Source organism: Stenotrophomonas sp. YJH_SMC_32 (assembly GCF_059369975.1).
In genome coordinates this window covers 178,807-199,796 of record NZ_JCAFTE010000001.1, presented here as the reverse complement: position 1 = coordinate 199,796, position 20,990 = coordinate 178,807, and the positions used below count along the sequence as shown (strand labels likewise).

At 59.9% G+C, this 20,990-nt stretch carries 18 protein-coding genes and 1 pseudogene; 7 read left to right on the top strand and 12 right to left on the bottom strand.

Features of this window, described 5'->3' with window-relative positions; translation table 11 throughout:
* The 6 genes from AC5P7S_RS00890 (at position 1) to AC5P7S_RS00865 (ending at position 7,224) form a co-directional block, all read left to right on the top strand.
* Complete coding sequence (locus AC5P7S_RS00890) at positions 1 to 327, top strand: hypothetical protein (protein WP_457894596.1); 327 nt, start codon at positions 1 to 3, stop codon at positions 325 to 327.
* A 202-nt stretch (positions 328 to 529) separates the two neighbouring features.
* On the top strand, positions 530 to 1,492 hold the full coding sequence (locus AC5P7S_RS00885; protein WP_495213587.1) for a hypothetical protein: 963 nt from the start codon (positions 530 to 532) through the stop codon (positions 1,490 to 1,492).
* 218 nt (positions 1,493 to 1,710) lie between these two features.
* A complete protein-coding gene (locus AC5P7S_RS00880) occupies positions 1,711 to 2,982 on the top strand; it encodes a DUF4427 domain-containing protein (protein ID WP_457894598.1) in 1,272 nt (423 codons plus the stop codon).
* A gap of 775 nt (positions 2,983 to 3,757) precedes the next feature.
* Positions 3,758 to 5,863, top strand: a complete 2,106-nt coding sequence (locus AC5P7S_RS00875; protein WP_495213586.1) for a hypothetical protein — start codon at positions 3,758 to 3,760, stop codon at positions 5,861 to 5,863.
* A gap of 101 nt (positions 5,864 to 5,964) precedes the next feature.
* Entirely contained in the window at positions 5,965 to 6,576 is a 612-nt protein-coding gene (locus tag AC5P7S_RS00870; RefSeq protein ID WP_495213584.1) for a helix-turn-helix domain-containing protein, read from the top strand.
* Between the two features lie 255 nt (positions 6,577 to 6,831).
* Positions 6,832 to 7,224: an antitoxin Xre/MbcA/ParS toxin-binding domain-containing protein gene (locus AC5P7S_RS00865; protein ID WP_457894601.1), complete on the top strand. Its 393-nt coding sequence runs from the start codon at positions 6,832 to 6,834 to the stop codon at positions 7,222 to 7,224.
* Positions 7,225 to 7,591: 367 nt separating this feature from the next.
* Here the strand turns inward: AC5P7S_RS00865 and AC5P7S_RS00860 are convergent, their stop codons facing one another.
* The 8 genes from AC5P7S_RS00860 to AC5P7S_RS00825 form a co-directional block, all read right to left on the bottom strand.
* Positions 7,592 to 8,146: a type II toxin-antitoxin system PemK/MazF family toxin gene (locus AC5P7S_RS00860; protein ID WP_457894602.1), complete on the bottom strand. Its 555-nt coding sequence runs from the start codon at positions 8,144 to 8,146 to the stop codon at positions 7,592 to 7,594.
* A 349-nt stretch (positions 8,147 to 8,495) separates the two neighbouring features.
* Positions 8,496 to 8,714 (bottom strand): hypothetical protein, encoded by a 219-nt coding sequence (locus AC5P7S_RS00855; protein WP_457894603.1) that lies wholly within the window; start codon positions 8,712 to 8,714, stop codon positions 8,496 to 8,498.
* Positions 8,715 to 8,925: 211 nt separating this feature from the next.
* Positions 8,926 to 9,387, bottom strand: a complete 462-nt coding sequence (locus AC5P7S_RS00850; protein ID WP_457894604.1) for an NIF family HAD-type phosphatase — start codon at positions 9,385 to 9,387, stop codon at positions 8,926 to 8,928.
* A 346-nt stretch (positions 9,388 to 9,733) separates the two neighbouring features.
* Positions 9,734 to 10,555, bottom strand: coding sequence for a hypothetical protein (locus AC5P7S_RS00845; RefSeq protein WP_457894605.1), 822 nt, complete (start codon positions 10,553 to 10,555; stop codon positions 9,734 to 9,736).
* Between the two features lie 656 nt (positions 10,556 to 11,211).
* Entirely contained in the window at positions 11,212 to 12,240 is a 1,029-nt protein-coding gene (locus AC5P7S_RS00840) for a TniQ family protein (RefSeq protein WP_457894606.1), read from the bottom strand.
* A 2-nt stretch (positions 12,241 to 12,242) separates the two neighbouring features.
* The gene (locus AC5P7S_RS00835; RefSeq protein WP_457894607.1) at positions 12,243 to 13,124 is read right to left on the bottom strand and encodes a TniB family NTP-binding protein; all 882 of its coding nucleotides are present in this window, start codon (positions 13,122 to 13,124) and stop codon (positions 12,243 to 12,245) included.
* The gene (locus tag AC5P7S_RS00830) at positions 13,124 to 15,007 is read right to left on the bottom strand and encodes a TnsB C-terminal domain-containing protein (RefSeq protein WP_457894608.1); all 1,884 of its coding nucleotides are present in this window, start codon (positions 15,005 to 15,007) and stop codon (positions 13,124 to 13,126) included. The genes AC5P7S_RS00835 and AC5P7S_RS00830 overlap by 1 nt, the downstream gene beginning before the upstream one ends.
* A gap of 3 nt (positions 15,008 to 15,010) precedes the next feature.
* Positions 15,011 to 15,670 carry a TnsA endonuclease N-terminal domain-containing protein gene (locus tag AC5P7S_RS00825; RefSeq protein ID WP_457894609.1) on the bottom strand — a complete coding sequence of 220 codons (660 nt, stop codon included), beginning with the start codon at positions 15,668 to 15,670 and terminating at the stop codon, positions 15,011 to 15,013.
* A gap of 145 nt (positions 15,671 to 15,815) precedes the next feature.
* Here AC5P7S_RS00825 and AC5P7S_RS00820 point away from each other — a divergent pair.
* A pseudogene (locus AC5P7S_RS00820) lies at positions 15,816 to 16,475 on the top strand (ATP-binding protein); the annotation flags it as partial.
* 124 nt (positions 16,476 to 16,599) lie between these two features.
* On the opposite strand, the gene AC5P7S_RS00815 reads toward AC5P7S_RS00820, so the two are convergent.
* From AC5P7S_RS00815 to yidA, 4 genes are all read right to left on the bottom strand, one after another.
* Positions 16,600 to 16,986, bottom strand: coding sequence for a hypothetical protein (locus tag AC5P7S_RS00815; protein ID WP_095378955.1), 387 nt, complete (start codon positions 16,984 to 16,986; stop codon positions 16,600 to 16,602).
* 176 nt (positions 16,987 to 17,162) lie between these two features.
* Positions 17,163 to 19,481: a TonB-dependent receptor gene (locus AC5P7S_RS00810; protein ID WP_095378953.1), complete on the bottom strand. Its 2,319-nt coding sequence runs from the start codon at positions 19,479 to 19,481 to the stop codon at positions 17,163 to 17,165.
* A 281-nt stretch (positions 19,482 to 19,762) separates the two neighbouring features.
* The gene (locus tag AC5P7S_RS00805; protein WP_170944952.1) at positions 19,763 to 20,050 is read right to left on the bottom strand and encodes a colicin immunity domain-containing protein; all 288 of its coding nucleotides are present in this window, start codon (positions 20,048 to 20,050) and stop codon (positions 19,763 to 19,765) included.
* Positions 20,051 to 20,063: 13 nt separating this feature from the next.
* Entirely contained in the window at positions 20,064 to 20,897 is an 834-nt protein-coding gene (gene yidA / locus AC5P7S_RS00800) for a sugar-phosphatase (protein ID WP_095378951.1), read from the bottom strand.
* Positions 20,898 to 20,990: the final 93 nt, after the last annotated feature.

Below are 20,990 nucleotides of genomic sequence, written 5' to 3'. Positions count from 1 at the left end.
ATGAGCGGAATCGATCCCGTGGTGCAAGACATCATTAGAAGCAAGATCCCAAATGCGCACATCGTTGATACCGATGTCATTTCGCCTGCCCAGTCGGCCGGGGCTCGAAAGGCTGTCAAAGCCGAAGCAATGATCGCCAAGTGGAGCTCACCTCAGTTCATCCAGCAAGCATTCGCTGAAGCTGATGGCGCCCCTTACAACACGACCCGCCACGTCATAGATTTCGCTGTGATTGAAGTCGATGACGACTTTGATGCTGGCTCGAAGCGTCGCCAGACGGTGATTGTTGACAAGACCGCTGGCGAGATCATCGCTGTTTCCGGCTAACTGGTCTTTGGGCAACTTGGTATTCGAGAACGGGCCCATTGGGCCCGTTCTTGCATCTCAGGGATGTCGGCACAGCACGCGGTTCGAGCAGCAACCGGCCCTTCCCCAGCACCCGTTGGAATGGCGCCCAACGTCCGCAGACCTGTCTGAAAGACTGAATCAGAACGCTGGCAGGCTGTACACCACCAAGGAGATGTAGAACATGGGAATAGCCAAGGCGATGGCTTTCGATAGGCCCTGGTCAGATGTATCCAACCTGCCTCCTGAGGCTCACTGCGAGCCTGAAGGAGCGCCATTTGAACCGGCCAAGTTCTGGCTCGAGCGTGCGGCCCCCGCGGATCAACAAACTGCAGTTGCTGCATGGTGGTACAGCCGATACTGCGATCCTGCATACGAGACCCCCTACGATGGGCGAGAGGGTGGGTACTTCTTTGTCCACGGTGGACCATTCGATCCTTCTGACATCCTCTGGGACAAGTTTGGAGGAGTAGCCGCCGACAAGGTGATTGAGGCTGTGATTGGCCAACTGCACACCGAAGTCGGCGATGCCTGGGCACCGCTACGATGGGGCAATCCCTATGAGTACGACGAGGACTACGATGTCATCCAGCCCTCTGAGAGGTCCGCCCCCCGGGATCGATTGACGAAGGCGTTGCTGGAGGGGCAGAAGCTGCAGACCCTTAGCGGCGATGCCGCAACCAAAGCGCTCCTCAACAGGCTGGCATTCTCCCACTTGTTCTCTGCCTTTGAGACCTATCTATGGGAAACCATGGTCTATTGGCTGGAGGCCGACCTCGACTCCAGCGGCCGAATTCTTGATCGTCTTCCAGAATTTGCCAACAAAGACTTGAAGGGCAAAGAAGCTCGAGCCTTCATTGAGAAGGGTAAGGAGAACATCAAGGGATACATGCAACGCCTGCCATGGCATCGCTGGTCGGACGTTAGGCCACTGCTGCAGATAGGCCTTGACGTTCCCGTTCCAGAGTTCAAGTCCTTCTCCGCCGATGTAAGGATCCGGCACGACATCGTGCATAGAAACGGAATGACCAACGAGGGCGATCAGGTTGATGTCACAGAGCAGATGCTCAGCGAGTTCGGCGCCCGCATCAATGCTTACGCAGAGCAGCTCGAGGGGGCCTTGGAGAAGAAGGAGGGAGACTTCTGAGCGCCCGCGGTACTGGCCCGACGCAACGACCAGTCACGGCCTCGACATCAGCATTGTGGCAACTGAGAACCACTGCTCTGAAGACCCTATACGCCAGCGTGGAGCGCATCTGTCAGTCGGGGTAGCGCCTCGAAAGCTTCTGCCAGATGCCCCCCCTGGTCCGCATGGAGAGCACCGGTGCTGGATGTCTAGAACAGTTTTCAGGCGCGAGGAAACCTGTGCTGACGATCAACAAGGATGATTGGGACTACACATTGAAGAACAACATTCGTTTTGACCTATCCAACTACTTGATCCACTTCTTCCGCGACATCGACATGGAAAGCTCCAACGCCATTGTCTTGCCGGAGCACATGGGCTGGCCCACGATCATTGAAGGACAGTCGATCCCAGCCATCCTGATGCTGAGGTCAGTCCTGCGCAACGGTCGCCTGTGGGCCACATGGTCTTTCAGAAATGGCATTCGCACGATATATGGCCCGCACCCGGCCGTGTGTATGACGGAAATGCCCATCGCAGCCTTCATTGAGGCCAGTCGTACGCGCCACGCCCGCGGTGAAGCAATGGGTGAGGTCGCCCTGGTCTTCCCCAAGTCGAGAATGAGATCGTTAGGCGCACGCCCAGTAATCTACGGCCTCAGCCGAGAGCTTTCGATTCTGCCCAAGAGCAACGCTTGGTCACCGCGACTACTACCTTCGGAGGCTCTGCCATTCGCTGAGCAGTACCGATATGTCACTGACGGCTCCAGCGTGGACTGGACGCACGAAAGAGAGTGGCGCTGGCCTTGTAGAGTTCCTGACTATCTCGCCACCGATGACTCCGTGAGGACCTGGTACGACATCCCCGGGTTGAACGTCTACGAAGAGAACATTGTCGGCATGGGTGCAATCGTCAAGACGCGCGCACACGCCAATCTCATCATCAGCGACATGGTTGCATTGGTCCTGTCCGGCCAGGCACGCGAGTGGTCCTTCGATTTCATTATTGTTTCAGATGAGCTTCACGATGCAGCTGACCTTCGTGATCACGATGAACTTCAGGCTGCGGTTGACGCGGCGAAGATCGATATCAATCAATACTTCAAGTTCGATCCTGACGAAGCCGCCCGCGTCAAAGAGGAATTCGACCAGCTCCAGCAGCAAGTCGAAGAATCGGCCCCAGATCTGGAGCCAGGAGAGCAGGGAGGATGCTGGCTGTGGCTCCATGATGGCATATCGGATCTATCAAGGCTGCTCGTGGCCAGCGGTCGAGTCAAGGTCTCAAGAAATGGCAGATATCTCGCCAGTCTGCCGAAGTTCTCGACTGACAGGGATCTGCGTCAGCGTCAGGATATGACGGCGCGTCTGGCCGAGCTTGTGAGAGCGCGGTTTGGCGTTGAATGTAGCTACTTTTCAGTGTCAGGCTCATTCAACCCGGATAGGGAGCCCTTCCACGCGGGAGAACACAGCAACAGAATTAGCTTCTACAACGCAACTTGGATGTACAAGTAGCAAGCTCACCAAGAACAGCGTTCTACCGGAGGAGCCATGCCAGTTCCCTCATCCAAGATTGAGCAACCTGGACTCCGAGCTCCTTCCCAACCATTGAGATGCCGCGCCGCATCTCAGTTGAGCCCCCACGGGAGGTACAGGCCCGGTAAGTGTCTTCCTGGATGTATGCATCAACGGTAGTCACTTTCTAGTCGCTTCGCGTATGCATTGACACAGTCCGACCCTGCCTGACGTCCAAGAGAATGTCGAGCGTTCGCGTGGCGATTCGGGCTGCCTGACCTGACACAACGTCCCCTTCCGTCCCTGCCTCAGAGTGCTGCGGCCAGAATTTCAAGGCACATGAGAGGTGATCGAGACTGCCCGCAAGGAGTACGTGGCACACCAGTGACCTCAAAGTGCGATCTGATTTACCCGGAAATCCGCACGCTGTACACGGAGAGGACGCTCCGGCCTTCAAACGCCAAACTGCACTCCCGCGCCGTGGAGGCAGAGCTCGGGTGGTTGACTACAGGAGTGACACGCTCGTCAGGGCTTGGCCATTTCGCCAATGGTTGAGCCCGATCGTCGGGAGTTTCCTTACATCCAAAGAATGACAAGGGTCATCCTTTGCCCAGTTGCGGACCTGCGGCCATGGTCGACGATTGTCCTCAGGCGACGTCCGCGTTCCTAGTGGTCTGTGCCTCATGATCTCGGTGCTTCGTGGCCGCAGGACTCGGTCTAAATTTGAGAGACACGGTGCCGCTACCAAAGGAGCCGCACTCCCTGATGCTCTTGAATGACCGACTTCACGCTCTATCCTGCTGATGATCGAAACTGGTTCATCCGTCACATCGATGGCTTCGTTAAGCCACACCTGGGAACCACCTCGGCCTCTGTCCAGTGTGAATTGGCGCCGATCCCCGCGGAATGGACTGAAGAGCCTTCTGAGCTCAGCCCCTCGAAGGTGGCCCACCTGTTCGGTCGCCGCAATCCGGAGACCATCATCACAACGATCTTGGTCGGCGCGATCCCATCAGTGCTAATTGGCCTCGTTTTCAGACAGGGTGCCTACGTTGGATCCCTGCCGGCGGTGGATCTGTCACTCAATAGCGCGTTGCAGAAGGCTGAGGCCTCAGACCTCCATGGCTACGATAGCGAGTCTGCAGCCAGCCGCGCAGTTCATGCCTGCACCGAGGTTGGCCGCACAAAGAGGGGCCATCCTGTAGTCACGCTCACTGAAGAGCAGCTTTATCTATCCGGGGGTGCCCGTCTTCATAGCGAGTTCCTGGTAGTTAGGGATGACAGCGATCCCAACCCGGGAAACCATGTTGAGTTCGTCATTCCGCGCGTAGTCATCTACCGGACGTACTACGGCTTCAGCACCAAGATGGCCAATCTCTTCACTCAGGGACAGTGGAGTGACGTCGACTCGGAAGCCGTATTCAAAGGAGACTTTGCGGGCAACAAGACGGGAGTGAACCTAGAGACTGGTGCTTGGCACATCGTACTGGCCTTGGGCATGAGCGAAGACGACGCCCATCAGACCGCGCTTCTGTACTTCGATGACTATGCTAAAGCTGAGGCAAACCGCCTGAGCAACCCGATGACCCTGGCAATGGAGCGAGTCCAGGTCACTGGCGGTGCCGACGCTCATTGGTACACGAATGCTCGCTTGCCACTGGATCCAGCTAGGGGGCCTTACACTGGCACTGTGTCTGGCTACTTCCTGGCCCCTCGGCGCGACGGTAGCTTTCGGGGCAAAGTCTTTCTGGTGCGCGCGATTCACTGCCTCAACTTCCCGCAGGGGCTGCCTCCTATTGGCCATATTCTGGTCAATAACAATGATCCCGGCTTGGAGAAGGAGGTCGTTGACGTTCCGCAGACGTGGCCGAGCAAGCCAAAGAACAAGAAGCGCCCTGGAAACATGCCCAACGTGGACAACCACGATGCTTCCACCAGGAAGCCTGGATTCAAGCTTCCCTCGTCCAACTTCCTGATCATCCCACGGCCAGAAAGCTTCCCACTGATCAAGGACAAGAGCACGACTCGGTCCGGCCAGAGGAAGCGCAACTATGAGCAGCCAAGCCCACAAGGATCGAGCGGAAACGCGAACGGACGCGGGGAGTCGCAAAGTGCTCATGAGGGTGAGCTTGAGAAGCGCGCTCCATACCCGTTGTTCGCGGCGCTGATCGAGGCCATGGCGGCGCTAAAGGCGGAAGGGCACATCAGTAATGCGGCGCCAATCGACCCCTCCACCCATGAAGAGCGCGTCATGGTGGGAGGTCGTGAATGCTGGAACTTTCTAAGCGAGGCGCAGCGCTTGGCGCTGGAGACCCATGACATGGGGCAATCAGACGAGCCCTATTGGCCCACACGGTGTTGGCAGTACGTCGTGTCGGGAGGCTCTCCCTATAAGGCATTGGAGCGTGCTGCTCTTGTGCTGCGCGTGGACCTACCCAATGGAAAGACTGGGATCTGGTTCGAGATCGAAACCAGAGAGGCAGAGAGCTACACGTCTGCATTGGTGATTCACGAGACTGGAGACATCCGCAGGGCCGTTAAGGACGGCTTGGACATCATTTGCAGCGCCAAGGGCGTGTCGCTTTCCAAGCATTTCCGGATGAAGGGGAAGGTATGCCACTGCCACCCCCACTACATGGAAAAGCAGGACGACAGCCTGGTCAAAGCAGATGATCTGCAAACGGTAGTACCCGCAGAGCCACCGGCGACACTAGATGAGGGGCAAAGCCATGGGGTCGAATGCCTCGCCAAAAAGACACCCAAGACAGCAGGGGCAACTGAGGAGACGATTGCTTCGGCCAAGAAGGCGTGGAGCATGGGGCCGTTGATCGCTTTCTTTAACGGCGTCACTGCAGATGTTGAGGGAACAAGCCGACCCTAAAGCGCGTCCACTCGTCCTACATCCCTCCACTGCCTAAATCCTGCGCTTGTACCAGACCGGGCGTGTAGCTGTAGGGCCCCAAGACATGCAACGGCGCGATCATGGCGCCCTACGAAAGGACATCGATCTCCATGGCCGATCAGGTAGTAGTGCTACTGCCACAGTCACTGCTGGTGACCGACACGATCCGTGCGACCTTCCACTCCCGCCCAATGAAGCAACAGGGGGGGTATCGCAACGTGTGGAGCACAACCCTTCCCCTGGGTAGACCGGGGCCGTTACCTGCCGACTGTGCATCTCAATGCGTACTACACTTGATCCAAGACAAGCGACTTGGCTGCCCTTGCGCCCTCACTTGGATGCGCGCATTTGTGCGCATTGTTAGCATAATTGCCCTTAACGAGCAGATTTACGCGCAAATGGAGCCGATGCCAATCCAGTCCCCTGGCGAGATCGTTGAGGCGCTGGGCCAACGAGTCAAAGCACGTCGACTCGCCGCAAACGTCTCGCAAGCTTCTTTGGCTGACAAGGCGGGCATCTCCCGGCGTGCCTTGGTGCAGCTCGAAAGTGGTCAAGGATCAACCTTGCACACGCTAGTTAGCGTGCTCAAGGCACTGGGTTTGGATCACCAACTCAACCACGTCGCCCCATCCCCGCTAGTCAGCCCGATGGCCATGCTGAAGGCGAAGCGATCACGTAGCCGCGCAGGCTGATCGGCTCAACCTTCGCCTCGTCCGATCCGGCACCATCAACCTCACATGCCGCCTGCAAGCAATACGAAGCTGTCGGTAGGAAACGGAGGCCTCCCACCTCTCTGGAGCAGTTCATCGCGTCCAAGTGAATCCCAGGAACCTCTATCTTGTTGGTCGGTGCTTTCAGACCGGCTCTCATTGCCCTAACCGGCGCTAGTTCGGCATATAGCTGCAGTTGGGCGTAGCATCGAGCGTGTTCCGCGAGAGCATGGCCTCATGAACGAATCCTTCTCGAGTGAAGACCCGAGGCTTGCAGGACCAGCCCTGAGGTCGTTCACGCAGATCGCTGACTCCTGGTCACTGACAGCTCTGGAGCAGTCTGCGCTCCTAGGCCAACCCGTATCGACCGCCTTCACCGCTGTGGCGGCAGAGGAAGGTGGCGACCGTTGGCGCGAGACGTTGAAGCGAGTGAGTTACCTGGTTGGGATCTATCAGTTGCTGCACACGATCTTTAGCAATCCGCAGCAAGCGGACAGCTGGGTCCGACGCCCAAACAGGGGGATGCTGTTCAAAGGTGACAGTGCTCTGCATCTCATGTGCAGCGGCCGCCTCGCGGACTTGGCGGCGGTTCGCCAGCACTTGGAAGTCGAAGGGCTTGGTCTCGGCTAGTCGCACGTGCATTTCTGGTCGAATGTGCAACTGTAGAGGCGACTTGGGGACCGCTCGGATCAGTGATCAGAAGAACGTCCTCGGCTCAGCCCATCCCCGAAATGCTAGATCTACGGCACATTGGCCAACTATGTACACCTTTGCGCGCAGGCGGGCGTGCATCGTCAGGTACGTCATCCCCGAAAAGACAAAGCCCCCGGTAGCAAGCTACCGAGGGCAAATTCTAAGGCTTACGGAGGACGTGTCATTGCCCATCCCGCCTGCTGCAGCTAGCGCCTAAGGTACGCTCGGTACCGAGGAATCACATGCAGTCTTGAGAGTCGATTGTTCCCGACAGGCGCAAAGTTACGGTACCGCTACGTGGGTGTCAAGCAATTGCTTGCTCATCCCTGTCGGGAATCGGTCCCGTGTTAGCTGCCAATTCAGGCATCCCCTCAACAGGCACTGCCGCCAATTCCTGCCCCGCCGACACAGGCATACCCATCGATCCATTCACTTTTGTGAAAGATCCTGCATGGACGCCCAGGCACTTAGCCGCGGCAATGCGAACAGCCAACAAAACAGCGGGCGGCAGTGTCCCCTTGTCGACTACGCGCTTACCGTTCTGCCCTCTGTGAGCGCGTACCAACTCCAGACGCTCAATGGACATGGTGTAGACCATGTCGCACTTTGCCCACCGAGCCCCCGGCTGGTCGCGCAAGCCCTTCGGTAGATACATACGGTTGATGTCTACGTGATGGGCGCAAACAGTGTTGGGGGCGGTCATGCTGATCGGCACGATGTTCACAAGCGTCGGCCGGGTGTCAATCTTGTTGTTCACAACAATGACCGGACGCTTCTTGATCATCTCCCCATGCATGTACTCCGACGGGAACTCGCACATGAAGATCTCGCCAGGTTTAGGGTGGTAGGTAAGTCCCACAATGCTCAGCCCTTTAGATATGTCGTCACTTTACCTAAACAATTGGGCCGCGCCATGGAAAATTCTGTGGATAAGTGCGGTTAGCTTCAATCAGGGTGAGCTTGACACCAGCCGGAAACGGGAAGTTCTACGGCGCAACGGGCGTCATACACGCAAGCGGAACCAATGCAATAGACATGCCCCCACCTTGGCCCAGCAATGAGTTGAACGACTTAGCCAGGGGCCTCCGGAGGACTTCTTGTTAGCCGCGGTCATCAACAGCAGTGAGCGTTCGTCAGTCACGTAACACTCCAATCTAAACCAAGGCTCACTCTCCAGCAGCCGGCAGGCACGCCGGCAAGACTGTTCACTACCTGCCTGCCCAGAGATCCTGCTTGAACTCGATGCAGGCCGCTCGCAGAACGCGGGCCGGGTCGCTGGCAAGCGCGTCGGCCAGCCGGGCAAAATCCAGCAACGCGTGCGGCGACAGAAACCACTCCACCGCTCCCCATCCAGGACTTCGATTCAGACCATTGGACTCGCGTTGGAAAGGGCCAAAGTCGCGTAATGCGATCAGGATCTCGGCCAAGAGTTCCAAGGGCCGAACATCACGGTCGAACTGCCAGGTCGGATCGCGATAGCAGGGGGCCGGATGACGGACTTACACCCCCAACAGCCGACCTTCGTGATGCAGCTGGCTTACCGACAGCTTTTCGTCGCCTGACAGCGCCGCAAGGCCAGCACTTACATCGGAGGCAGTGAACCACTCCGCGGAACGATCTTCGCGCTGGGCTGCAGCATCAAGCAGAATCCGCTGGGCCGGTTCGGACACCCGCCACACCGATCCGAGCACGCAATCGCCCCAATGCCAGTGCTAGTCCATCGTCATTGCTTAGATAGGGAGAGCCGAAGAGCGGAATCTCAACCCACATATCTTCCTGCCCTGGATGGACATATGCGCCGTGGTCATCCAGCAACAAGGCTCTCCCACAGTCCGGCGAAACGAACCTGAGATCCTTCGTCTTGCCAGACCATTCCACGTACCGCAGGTTCGCAAACCACGCCGGTGCGCGATCTTCGGAAACCAGTAGAGCTGCAATGGTTCTAAAGCGCTCTTCCGGGACCGTTGTAAAGACCACAAGCTGATCGAAGCACAAGCGCGCCTCTTCCAGAAATTGGTATAGCCCAGGCCTAGGAATCTGGCTGATGGCATTGGAGATGAGCGTTCCTTCAAGGTCCAAGGCCAAGATGGTCGGCTTCATGGCACTACCTCGTGACGGCGCGTGCAACCACCTTGCGCCTTCGCAACAGGGCTGTCTATCGCGTGAGCCTACTGGTACGCATCCCCCGTGAGCCTACTGGTACGCTTTTGCCGTGAGCCTGCTGGTGCAGAACAGCACGGCTCGATCTCAAATGCCTTGGGAGCACTTGAATCACACCTCGCTGGTCAGCAACTGAAACGGCAACCACCGCGCTTCGGCAGACCGTCAGGGCACACCATGACCCATGGGTTCCGCCTTGCCCCCGCCAGGTAAGCACGCCTCCCGCGCGCAGCGACCGGGGGGGCTGCATGGAACGCCCACGCTACTAAGCCTAGGCCTGTTCCACTCAAATATTGCGCTTGGCCCACTCCAAGACGACACCCTTCATCTCTGGCCGCACTTTGATTGCACCGTCCCTAGTCTGGATATTGCCTTCCGAGTCCACAGAAATAATGTGTCGCTTCAAATGCGCTGAATCGAACTGATAGACCAAACGCAGGACTTCCACCAGATCCGCATTGGAAGCTCCACTGGGATCGGTAACATGCTGGAGAAGATCACTCAGCTTCAGCGCATCATGCTTAATCCTCACCCTGGCGGGGTGTTTGGGTGGCATGGATACCTGCCATCCGTAGTGAGTGCGCACGAAACTAACCCAGGTACTCAACGTCGCCCGTGCACCAGGCACCTTGGATAAGTACGCCACGAGTTCAGCCTGGCTGAAGGGGCCAGAGATCTGCCCGTCCACGCAAAAGGCCTGTGCGACAGACAGGTACTGAGCTGTGGTTCGCGCCGGCTTTCCTGCAAGAGCTTGTCTGTACTGCCGCAACAATGACTCCCAAGGCTTGCCTGCTGCCTCCTTCAATCCACGCTCAATGCGGGCCAGATCACGACCCTGGCTTCGAGCGGATTGGTCAATCTCAATACCGTAGTGCTCGCAGATGAAGCGCTGTGCATTCAGGTGCTTACGCAACTCTCCGCTATCGAATATGCGCAGCAGATCGCTCGCTATGAGAGGCTGGCGAACGTCATCGTCCAAGTCAATCTTGCGGAAGAACACGGCCGCGACTGCCGCCCTTTCAGGCAATGCTGCGGTTGCAACGCTCCTGGACAGCAGCCACTCCCCATAGGCACGATAGAGTTCGGCCAGCCAAGGGCGCTCGAGCATGCCCGCATTCAAGCTCACCCTCTTACGCAACCTTGCCTTGATGGAGCAGTCCTCGCAGCGTGCGGCGCCAGCACCTTTTACCGTGCACTGACAATCCGGGCACGGATGAACCTTCTCCTCAATACAAGCTGCACATAGTGGTGTTCCTTCGGCAGTAGTGACGGCGACCTTTCTCGACCTCCGGCAGCTGGAACAGGTTGCGTGAGTGCCAGCGGTGCGGCACTTCGGACAAGCTTTTGTGCCCTCTGGGAGGTGCGAAGCACCGGACAACCGCTGGCTTGGTTCCTTGCAGATATCACAAGGAACCGCGGGCACGAAATAGGGATAGCAGGACAAGCACGCAACTACCGTCTCAGTCACAGTCACGTCCCCGCAGGGGCCAGGGCTGGTTACCGTGACCAAGCGAGCGTCAGGTGCGGGTCTACCGCACCTCGAGCAGCAGCGCTCGGAGCGATCACACTCCCCGCACGAGGGAACATGTAACTCTGACTTGTGATAGACCACCGAGCCCGTGCAGGTGGGACACTGGGCTCTCACGAAGTGGCGCTTGTAACAGGTTCCGCAGTAGTCCTGACCCCGATGTACCCGCTTGGCCTTATCGATGCGGTGACCGCAACCGAACCCGTCGCAGGTCCTTCGCCCGTGCTTGTCAGTACTCATACTCTTCTTCCAATCATCTTGAATAACAGATCTGCCCTCAACTCTTGCCAGCCAGGAGTTCGAGACCTCTGTGCATCTACAACAGTCTTTACTTCCTTTCGACCCGCCGCAAAGCGCCTGTTGACTCGACCAGGAACCAGCAGGGCTACCACGGAGTGGAGCCACCCAGGCATCTCCTGCCGGAAGCATCTCTGGGTGACGTGATAATCGGCGGCGACCTGCCCAATCGTCCGTGCATCCGCTGCTAGGAGGCAGTCGAGCAGCTTCATATCTGCATGCCTTGCTTCAACCCTTTTTTTCTCCACTCTTGGGTGCTCATCACCCGCCTGGTCCTCGCGTCGCCCGTGCCCGCAAAAGGCGGATAGCAACACGTCCGCACCCCAAAGTAGCTGGCTCCCTCTACACCGAAAATTGCACGGCTCAAACCAATCAGACGGTCCAACCAGGGCATTGAAGAGCAAAGCTTGGCTGGCTGTCGGCGCCGCGCGCACTGGTGAGCACACGGTCAGATCTCCGCTACAGCTCCAGCACAGCCGAAGGTCAAAGTCCTGACGATGAGGCTGGACCACAGCACCGCAATGAGGACAGGCGTCCATAAGCAGACGATCGTGGAAAGGACAGACCGTCCAGAAGGACAGTCGCCACTGCCTCAAGAATCCACCGCGCTCGCCAAGGCAGTCAGGACAGAACGCCTGGCCATGCAGTCGGCGGGTCCGGTGATACAAGCCTATACAGTCGATCCAGTGATAGACACCTTTCGTTCGGACCTCACTCCTGCGGGTTACTTCGGCCCAACGGGACAGTGTCAACTCATCCAGTAGCTCGGGGGAATGGCCCGATGAGACACATAGCGCATCCATGAACTCCGATCCAGCGCACACATCCAGATCCCGGTTCCAGACAGACGAGCGGGGCAGGATAAGCCTGGTGAACCTGTCAGCTGAGCTCCCCTGCGCGATTGCCTGCCGCATAAGGTAGCTGGTCAGCAGTTCGCCGGGAATTGGCCGACTCCATGAGGCGCACATGACTAGAGCTCGGCGGCCACCGCTTTGCTGTCCGTCGCACTAACTGCACTACGGATAGTCTCCTCCGTGATGCATTCCTCGCCTGTCCTAATGGCGATCGTTGCTGCTTCTCGAAGCAATTTGACAGTACCACCAATGGCCACGCCGCCTAGATCGAACAGCAAAGCCGACAGGTTCTCTGATGCGAGATTGGAGGGATTCGCCAAGGGCAACAGCAACTCATAGGTATTGAGGAAGCTTCGATAAGGCACCTCCAGTTCCCACCGCGGCATCGCCACCGACGTAAATCGTGACTGCATCTGCGGGTCGTGTGACAGCGCGTGAAGCGCAGCCTCAGTACCCGCTGCAGCTATGCTCAGATTCAGGTCATTGCTCAGCTTGCGCAAACCAGCAAGGATGTCCGCCGCCCCCTTTCTGGCCAGCGCGACGTCATTGAATTCATCAATTGCCAGAACCCGGGTCCCGCGGGAGCGCAGGACGGCAACGACCATCGCATACTTCACATGTGCCGGATCGCTCTTACGATGCGTGGTTGCGCAGCGACCAAGAATCTCTGACCAAATCTGGGAGAGATCAGGCGTTGCTGGCATCGCGATCCGAATCACTGGAGCGCACATGGTCCCATCCGGGCGCGCCTTCATTTGGTGGCGCAGCTGGAACTGCCGCAAGAGTGCCGTTTTTCCGTTATCACCTCGAGCAAGGATGAGCCGGCAGGGCGGTCGTTGCGTGATCGGATAGACGACAAGTTGATCAAGATCGTCCAGCACCGACTTTGCTCTGGTGTAGGCAATCCAGCGATCAGCACGGCATACGGCGATCCGCTCTTCGACCGAGCCCCGCATGTAGGGGATGACCTTCTCATGAAGGTGGACGTAAGTGCTCATCAGTCAATTTCTCCGATCTCAAACACTTCTGCCGGCTGGGAGAAGATGCCCCGATCCGGGGCGGTCCGAGACGGCGCTGGTGCCTCAGGGGACTGCTCAGGAGCCTTCGTCTCCGGCCTGGTCTTGGGCCGCTTTTCGCTCTGGCGCCTGGCTGCTTTGGTCCTGGCCACGGATTCATCGATCAACTGGCGATTGGCCTCAATGCTCCGGAAGATCAGGTCTTCGTCGACCGCAGCTTTACCTTCCGCACGGACTCGTTTAGTGGCCTCTCTCAGTTCACCGGCCGACACCGGCGGGAGCCCGACGTTGCGATACGGAATGGGGATGTAGTTACCGACCACCGGGTCCAGGAAGTAGATGGCACTGACGTTACGTGGATCCCTCGCAAATACGAACTTCCTGGCTCGGTCGGGATTGTCAGGGTCTTTGGCGCCGATGTAGCTGTCCAAGATCGGGTCGTAGTAATAGACGTGATCGATGCGAACACCGTACCGCTGGACCGTGGAACTGAAGTAGGGAAGGAAATCCATACGGATGCGATCAGGATTAGACGGCAGCATACGTCCAATGCCGGGCTTGGTACCGCCGAGGATTGCCTCTTCCCAGACTCGCATGGGAGACGAGCCATTGAGCTGGCTATGCGGGCGCTGGTGGTAGATGTTGACGATAAAGCGAACCAAGTACTGCTCCACCTCCCTCAAGGTCAGAGCCGACTCCTTCTCCGAGTCATAGCCTTTTCGCTGCTGGGTGTTGGAGAAGGTCGCGCCAGGGATGTTCCTCATCTCTGTGGCAACCGTGCCCATGTAGCGTTCGATGTGGCCGCCGTAGTGAGGCTTCTTCACCGGTCGCCACTGCATGTCGATGTGATTTGCCTGACAGCCACGGTTGGCAGCCTTGCACTTGAACTCACGTGCATTGTCAGCGTGCAGCGTGCCAATTTGGCCCCAGATCGGCCAGTCTCCCTCAACCCCCAATTCGCGCAGGTAGTCACTTTTGGTGTTCATGCCATGAGAGATGCACATTGCAACCGAGGTCGCCGATGGCGCATCAAGCGTCACATAGAGCCCCACGACGGCCCGACTGAACACGTCGATGGCCAACGTCAGGTACGGACGACCGATCGGCTTCCGGTGCATCTCGTCTACCACGATGACATCTAGCGGGGTGTGGTCGATCTGAACAACGGCCATCGGGAAGTCTGCGCCCGGGAACGCGCCCATGATTGGCTCGAAGCCGTCCCGCGCCTTGTCCTTCTGCCCCCTGCGGCGAAGGGCGCTCGCGGGCCTCAGGTCAGCGATTCGATTTCGGATCGTGTTCTCGTGCGGCGGATCGATTTTCGCCGTGCGGCACCGCTTTAACACCTCCAGGACCACTGCTGCCGGTGTGCGGCGCTGCTTGGTCAGGTACACATCCTCGATCGCTGAGGAGATCACCAGCTCCTGATCCGCCGACAGATATCGTCCGCCTTTATTGGGCCCGGGCTTGCGGGGAACCAGTGACGCAACGTGCTGGTGGTTGAGGTAGATGGCAATCCACTTGTAAAGGGTGGACGTCTTGACGCCGATTCGCAGCCCGGCTGCGGCTACATCACGCTTGGTCCGGTGCGGGTTGTTGATCAGCGGCTTGATCGCCTCAAATCGGCGCTGTGCAACTGCCCAATCCTTTTCGGAGTAGTGGTGTACCGAGTAGTTCGGGCTACCATCCGGCGCCTCTGCCTCGATCACCCGGGACATGGTCTCTACACGCAGGCGCGTCGACTGACCGGTCTCGATGTCTTCTGCCAGTACGCTGTTCAGGTCCAGAGAGTGGGTGATGCGATAGTGGCGCTGGCCGACCATCACCTCCATCCCCGGGGAGATCTCAAAAAAGTTGGATGCGGTCATCTTCTACTCCCGCAGTTCGATAGGACTGAACATGCTCAACGGCTTCTGGAGATCGATCGTGAAGTCACCTCGAGCCACCATTTGCCAAAGAGCAGGGATGGACAGCGCCTGCTCGTCCTTGGGCCAATAGGCGGCGGCCAACAGGGCCTGGGGCGTGGTGGGGCCCAGTGCCGTCGCGGTATAGCGGAGCTGCGCCTGGCGAACTAGGAGAGGCTCCATTGCCCTGAAGATGCGTAGGAACTTGGCATTGGCCAGGTACGGGGTGCGGATGTGGCGCTCGGTCACGATCTTGAACTGCCAGTCCCGCTGGCTGCAGTAAGCCACGGCGGCTTTGAACCGCGGGCGCAAGGCATGCCATTCGGAGCGGAGGACCTCCAGCGGCTTGACCTCGTAAACCACGACCGGGGTGCGCTCACGGTCGTATTCAGCCAGCGCATCCGGGGTGTAGGGCCTTACCCGGCCATCGTGAATATGGGTCAGGGTGAACGGCTGCTCGCGAACGGTCAGTACCTGCGGGTCGAAGTCCAAGACCAAAAAGAGGTCTCGCTCGAGGGAGGACTCAAAGCCCGCAACGCCGCCTGGCTCCAAATTGACCTTCCCAGTCAAGGCGCGCCGACTATTTTTCAATCTTCGGACAGGCCCGGTTGAATCGAGTCTATTCATCTTCTGTGCTCTGCAATCCGGTCTCGCGGATCGGTGTAGACAGTCCGATCCTTCGATGTTGAGCTTAGCCGGGCTACGCGGCGGTGAAGGACTCTAACCGGCCCTCTGAGGCCCGTGGTTCCAGTCATCTGCTGGAAGTGACAGGGGCAATCCGCCCTGCCCCGGCGAGATCTCGCTGGCCCATCACGGCGTGCTGTTCCTGGATGAGCTACCAGAGTGGAACCGCAGTGCGTTGGAAACCCTGCGAGAGCCGCTGGAATCCGGCCACATCCGCATCGCCCGCGCGGCACGCAGCGTGCAGTATCCGGCGCGATTCCAGCTGGTGGCGGCGATGAATCCCTGCCCCTGTGGCTGGGCCGGCGACCGCAGTAACCGCTGCCTGTGCAGTGATGAGCGCATCAACCGCTACCGTGCGCGGGTTTCTGGCCCGCTGCTGGACCGCATCGACCTGCATATCAGTGTGACGCGCATGGATGCCGTGGAGCTGCGGGAGAGCACGCCACTGGGTGAGCCCAGTGCTGCGGTACGTGCACGGGTGGAAGCCGCCCATGCCCGGCAGCAGGCGCGTGGCGGGCTCAATGCGCATCTGCCGCCAGCGGCGCTGCGAGCCTGTACCCGACTCAGCGAGGCAGATCAGGACATGCTGGAGCAGGCCATCGAGCGTCTGCAGCTTTCCGCACGTGCGATGCACCGGATTCTGCGCGTGGCGCGCACGATTGCGGATCTGGCGGGTTGTGAAACGATCCACACGGCGCATCTGGCTGAGGCGATTGGCTATCGGCAGTTGGATCGGGGAAAGCCTTAGAAATGACGGTCGGGTTGGCTATTGGTAGAGTCGACCGTTGGTCGACTCTCGCGCGAAGCGCGGCCTTCTGAGAGGTAGATGCGAAGAGCGGTCGACTAACAGTCGACCCCACCAAGGGCAGGCATCAGGCTGCCGAATGCAACCGTCCCCGCTTCGCCAGCAGCGCCACCCGACGGCTGACCAGCGCGTGCAGCTCCGCCAGCTCCGACGCCCGGCCAGCCGTCATGTTGTCGCCGAACAGCACCCGCGACAGCCCCGCCGCGTCGCTGTCCTCCGGGTGCTGCCAGCGGTCGCGATATACCTTCTGGCACACCAGCCAGGCCTGCGGCAGCCCACCGCCGGGTAGCGGGCGGACCACGCGTTCGTAGACGTGCCAGAAGTGGTACTCGGCCTGCAGGTCGATCACAGGCGCCACGGACGGCGCCTGCCGGGGCCGTCCTGGGCCTCGGATGCCGAACAGCGGGGTTCGCGGGTTGTACTGAGCCATGCCGACAGCATGACCCAGCAACATTGTGGGAACCTTGCGTCGCCGCCAGAAAATCCCTGTTGATTGCGCAAGGCGGGCTTCCGGACGGGCTTCGGGGTCAGAGCCCTTTGCTGCGCAAAGGGATCTGACCCCGATCACGGGATGGCTGCGGGGTCGGATCCCTTTGCGCAGCAAAGGGCTCTGACCCCGCCCTCATCGCCTCAGAACGCCATCGAGGTACTGAACATCAGCTGCCGTGGCGCGCTGCGCTGCAGGGTCTGGTAATCCCCCGAGAACGACGAGCCGGCGATGGTGGCGGTGCCGATGTTGTGGCGGTTGAACAGATTGCTCACGTCCAGCCGCAGCTCCAGACCGGGCACGGCGCTGTCCGCACCGAAGCGGTAAGCGGCGTAGGTGTTGACCTGCCAGAACGTGGGCACGCGGATGTCGTTCTCGTAGGTGAAGGGCTGGCGCAGGTACGAGGTGCTGGTTGCACCAAAGCGCCAGTCACCGAACTGGGCGGACAGGTCGCTGACCAGCGAGATCTGCGGGTAGCCCGGCTGAGCATTGCCCCTGATCGGGTACACCGTGTCGCCCACCACGAAATCGCTGTCGTAGTACGAACGGGCCACGGCCACGCCCTGGTAGAACTGCAGGTGGTCGGTCAGGTCGGCGGTGATGCCAAGGTCGGCGCCGATCACGTGCATCTTCGGCATCAGCCGCACGGTGTTGATCTGCGCGAACTGAGTGCCGATGGCCGCCGACAGCAGGCGATTGCGGATGTCGTTGTAGAACACGTCGCCGGTGATCGTCAGCCGATCGAAGCGATGCGATGCACCCACGGTGAGGATCCAGTTCTTCTCCGGGCGCAACGTGCCGGCCACGCGGTCGAACTCTTCCTGGTCGGTGATGGTCCACGCCGAGGCGGTGTAACCGATGTTGCCGCGCTGAGCGACGCGATAGCCGTTCATGGTATTGGCCAGGTCGATGAAGGCATCGGTGGATTCGGTGGGGCTCCAGAACAGCGAGACGTGCGGCAGGAAGTTGCTCTTCGCGCGCAGCGTGCCGTTCACCGGCCGGTCCTTGGCATCGCCGAGGCCGCCGCCGCGGGTGCGGAAGTCCACGGCCTTGAAACCAACGCCCAGCTTCAGCGTGTCGTTCAACACGATGTCGTCCTGCAGGTAGAACTGGCGCGAGCGGGTCACCCAGCTCGATGCGTTGTCGGTCTTGAACGCGGGGCCGTACACATCGAACGGGCCGGTGGCCTTCAGCGGCGGGCCCTCGCCCAGCAGTGGCTGCGGGTACCACTCGGTCTTGGCCGCAGCCTTGCTCTTCTCCTGCCAGAAGCCGGCGGTGAAGGTGTGCGCGCCGGTCTCGAACTGCAGGTTGACCATGCCACCCAGCCGGTTGAGGCGCGGTGTCTGCACCTGTTCGGAGAACGGCGCACCGTTGGGCGATGGCACGGTCGGGTCGGTCAGCGTGGCCTGGGTGTGGCTGTTGGCGTTGTACAGCTGCACGTTGCCACTCAGCGCCGGGGTGATCTGGAAGCGATGGTTGATCGATGACACGCGGTCGCGGGTGATCTGGCCGGTGTCGTACGGAATCAGTTCGGAAAGCTCGCCGCAGGTGTAGGCGCCGCAGGACTTGTCTGCATTCTCCGGCGAGGCCACGTACCAGGCCCACGCATAATCCGGGTAGAAGATGTCGGCCTTCCAGCCCAGCTTGCGGATCATGTCGAAGGAGATGTTGTTGTAGCCCCAGACCTTGGCCTTGCTGTCGGACAGGAACACGGTGACATCGCCCCAGGCGACGTCCTGCTGCAGCTTCAGGTCGCCGCGCAGGAAGTTCTGCGTGCCCTCGCCCTGGTACTTGTCGGCAGACACGCGCTGCAGGTCGACCAGTACTTTCGGGCCCTGCTCGCCGAGCTGGCCGCTCTGCCCGGATACGGTGGTGACCAACGTGCTGTTGCTGCCCACGCCCTGCTTCACGCGCAGGCTGGGCGTGTCCTGCAGGTCACGCAGGCGGTACTCCAGGCTGCCGCCGTTGACGCTGCTGGAGAACACGCTGACCGGTGCGCCACCGGGGCCGACCGTGATCGCGCCGATGCCATCGGGCACGCCCACGTTCACCACGCTGGTGCCGGTAAGCGAGAGGAAGCCGTTGTCGTTCAGCGGCACGCCCTCGAAGGTGATGCCCATTTCATTCATGCGGAAGCCGCGCACGAACAGGCTGGTGGCCGAGATATCCAGGCCCAGCCCGTCGGTGGCGGTGTAGCTGGCGCCCGGCACCTGCTTGAGCATGGCCAAGCCGTTGTTGCCGGTGACCATCGCGTCCAGGTCTTCGGCCTTGATGATGTAGCGGTTGGGGCCGACCACCTGGGTCGGTGCCACGGCCGCACCGCGCGGTGTGGCGATAACCTGCAGGGCATTGAGCGTGGTGGGCGTGTCGAGCGCGGTGGCGTGCGTTTCTGCGGCATGCGCTGGCGCGGTGATGGCGGCGATGATGGCCAGGGCGAGGCGCGTCGTGGGTGGGGTGTTCATGGGCAGATCCAGGTGCAGGGAGAGAGCGGCGCAGGCGCACGCCCAGCGCGTTGCAGCACCGGTGTCGGCGCCCTGGCTGGCGGTGCGATTGCGTTGAGAGGGTGACGGCGCGGTGCGCGCCGGTCAGCAGACGAAGACGATCATCTGCCGCAGGATTCGATGGCGTGATTTCGACGTGCGAAATTCTTGCATCGCACTGGCGCATCCGCCATTGCACCGTGGTACAGCGCAGATGGTGATGGGGATGTATGGGCTATACGCAGGTATACATCCAAGCCAGGCTAGCGAGCAGTCGTGGACTGCTTCCACTCATCGATCAGAGCCACAACGGCAGCATGCAGCTGGGCGGCATCAAGCTCATACGCATGGCGATCTACATCTTCGTCGCAATACATGTCAGCAGCACAGAAGATGCTGGACAGGCACGTTGAAAGCGCTATGTCATCCAAAGCCGGCAAGTCGAGATCCCGCTCGATCTTCCATAGCTCGATGTAGGACTCGGAGAAAACTTGCGCCGACAACCGCTCGTTGGCGAAGGACTGAGCAAACATCATCAAAGTCCAGCTCATGATGTGCGTCCGATCATTGCAGGACGAAGCGCTCAATGGCACGTGCCACGCCTTCGTCGGCATTGCTGGTGGTCCCGAACCGCGCGACCGCCTTCACTGCGTCGATGGCATTGCCCATCGCCACGCTGGTGCCGGCGTACTGCAGCATGGTCAGGTCGTTCTCCTGGTCACCGATGGCCATCACGTTGGCGCGGTCGATGCCCAGGTGCTCGGCCAGCTTCTGCAGGCTCGGCCCCTTGCCTGCACGGTGGTCGAACACTTCCAGGAAGAACGGCGCGCTCTTCAGTACCGCGAAACGTTCGGTCAGCTCGCTGGGCAGGCGCGCGATGGCGGCATCCAGCACATCCGGCGCGTCGATCATCATCAGCTTGATGAAGGACATCGACGGATCCATGTCCTCCACGCGACGATACGACAGCGGCATCCGCGAAAGATGCGAGTCGGCTACGGTGTAGTAGCTGATGTCCTGGTTGGGCGTGTACATGCGCTGGCTGTCCAGCGCCTGGAAGTGCACGCCGAGGTCGCGGGCCACCTGCTCGCAGAACAGGAAGTCGTCGAAGCTGAGCGGATATTCGACCACGGTTTCGCGCGTGCCGATCCGCTGCACCAGGCCGCCATTGCAGGCGATGCAGTAGTCGTCGTTGCCGGTGATGCCCAGCTCGTGCAGGTACGGCGCCAGGCCCGGAACCGGGCGGCCACTGGTCAGCACGATGTGCACGCCCAGCGCCCGCGCCTGCGCGATGGCCTTCCTGGCGCGGGAGGTGAGCTGGTGCGACGGGTCCAGCAGCGTGCCATCCATGTCGATGGCGACCAGTTCGATGGTCGATTGCCGGCGGCCCATGTCCATTGCGTTCAACTCGTGCGGGGCACGCCAGTTTACCCCCTCATGCCCGGTTCACCTCTTTGCCCACGTTGGCCGGGATACTGCAGGAGCCTGTGC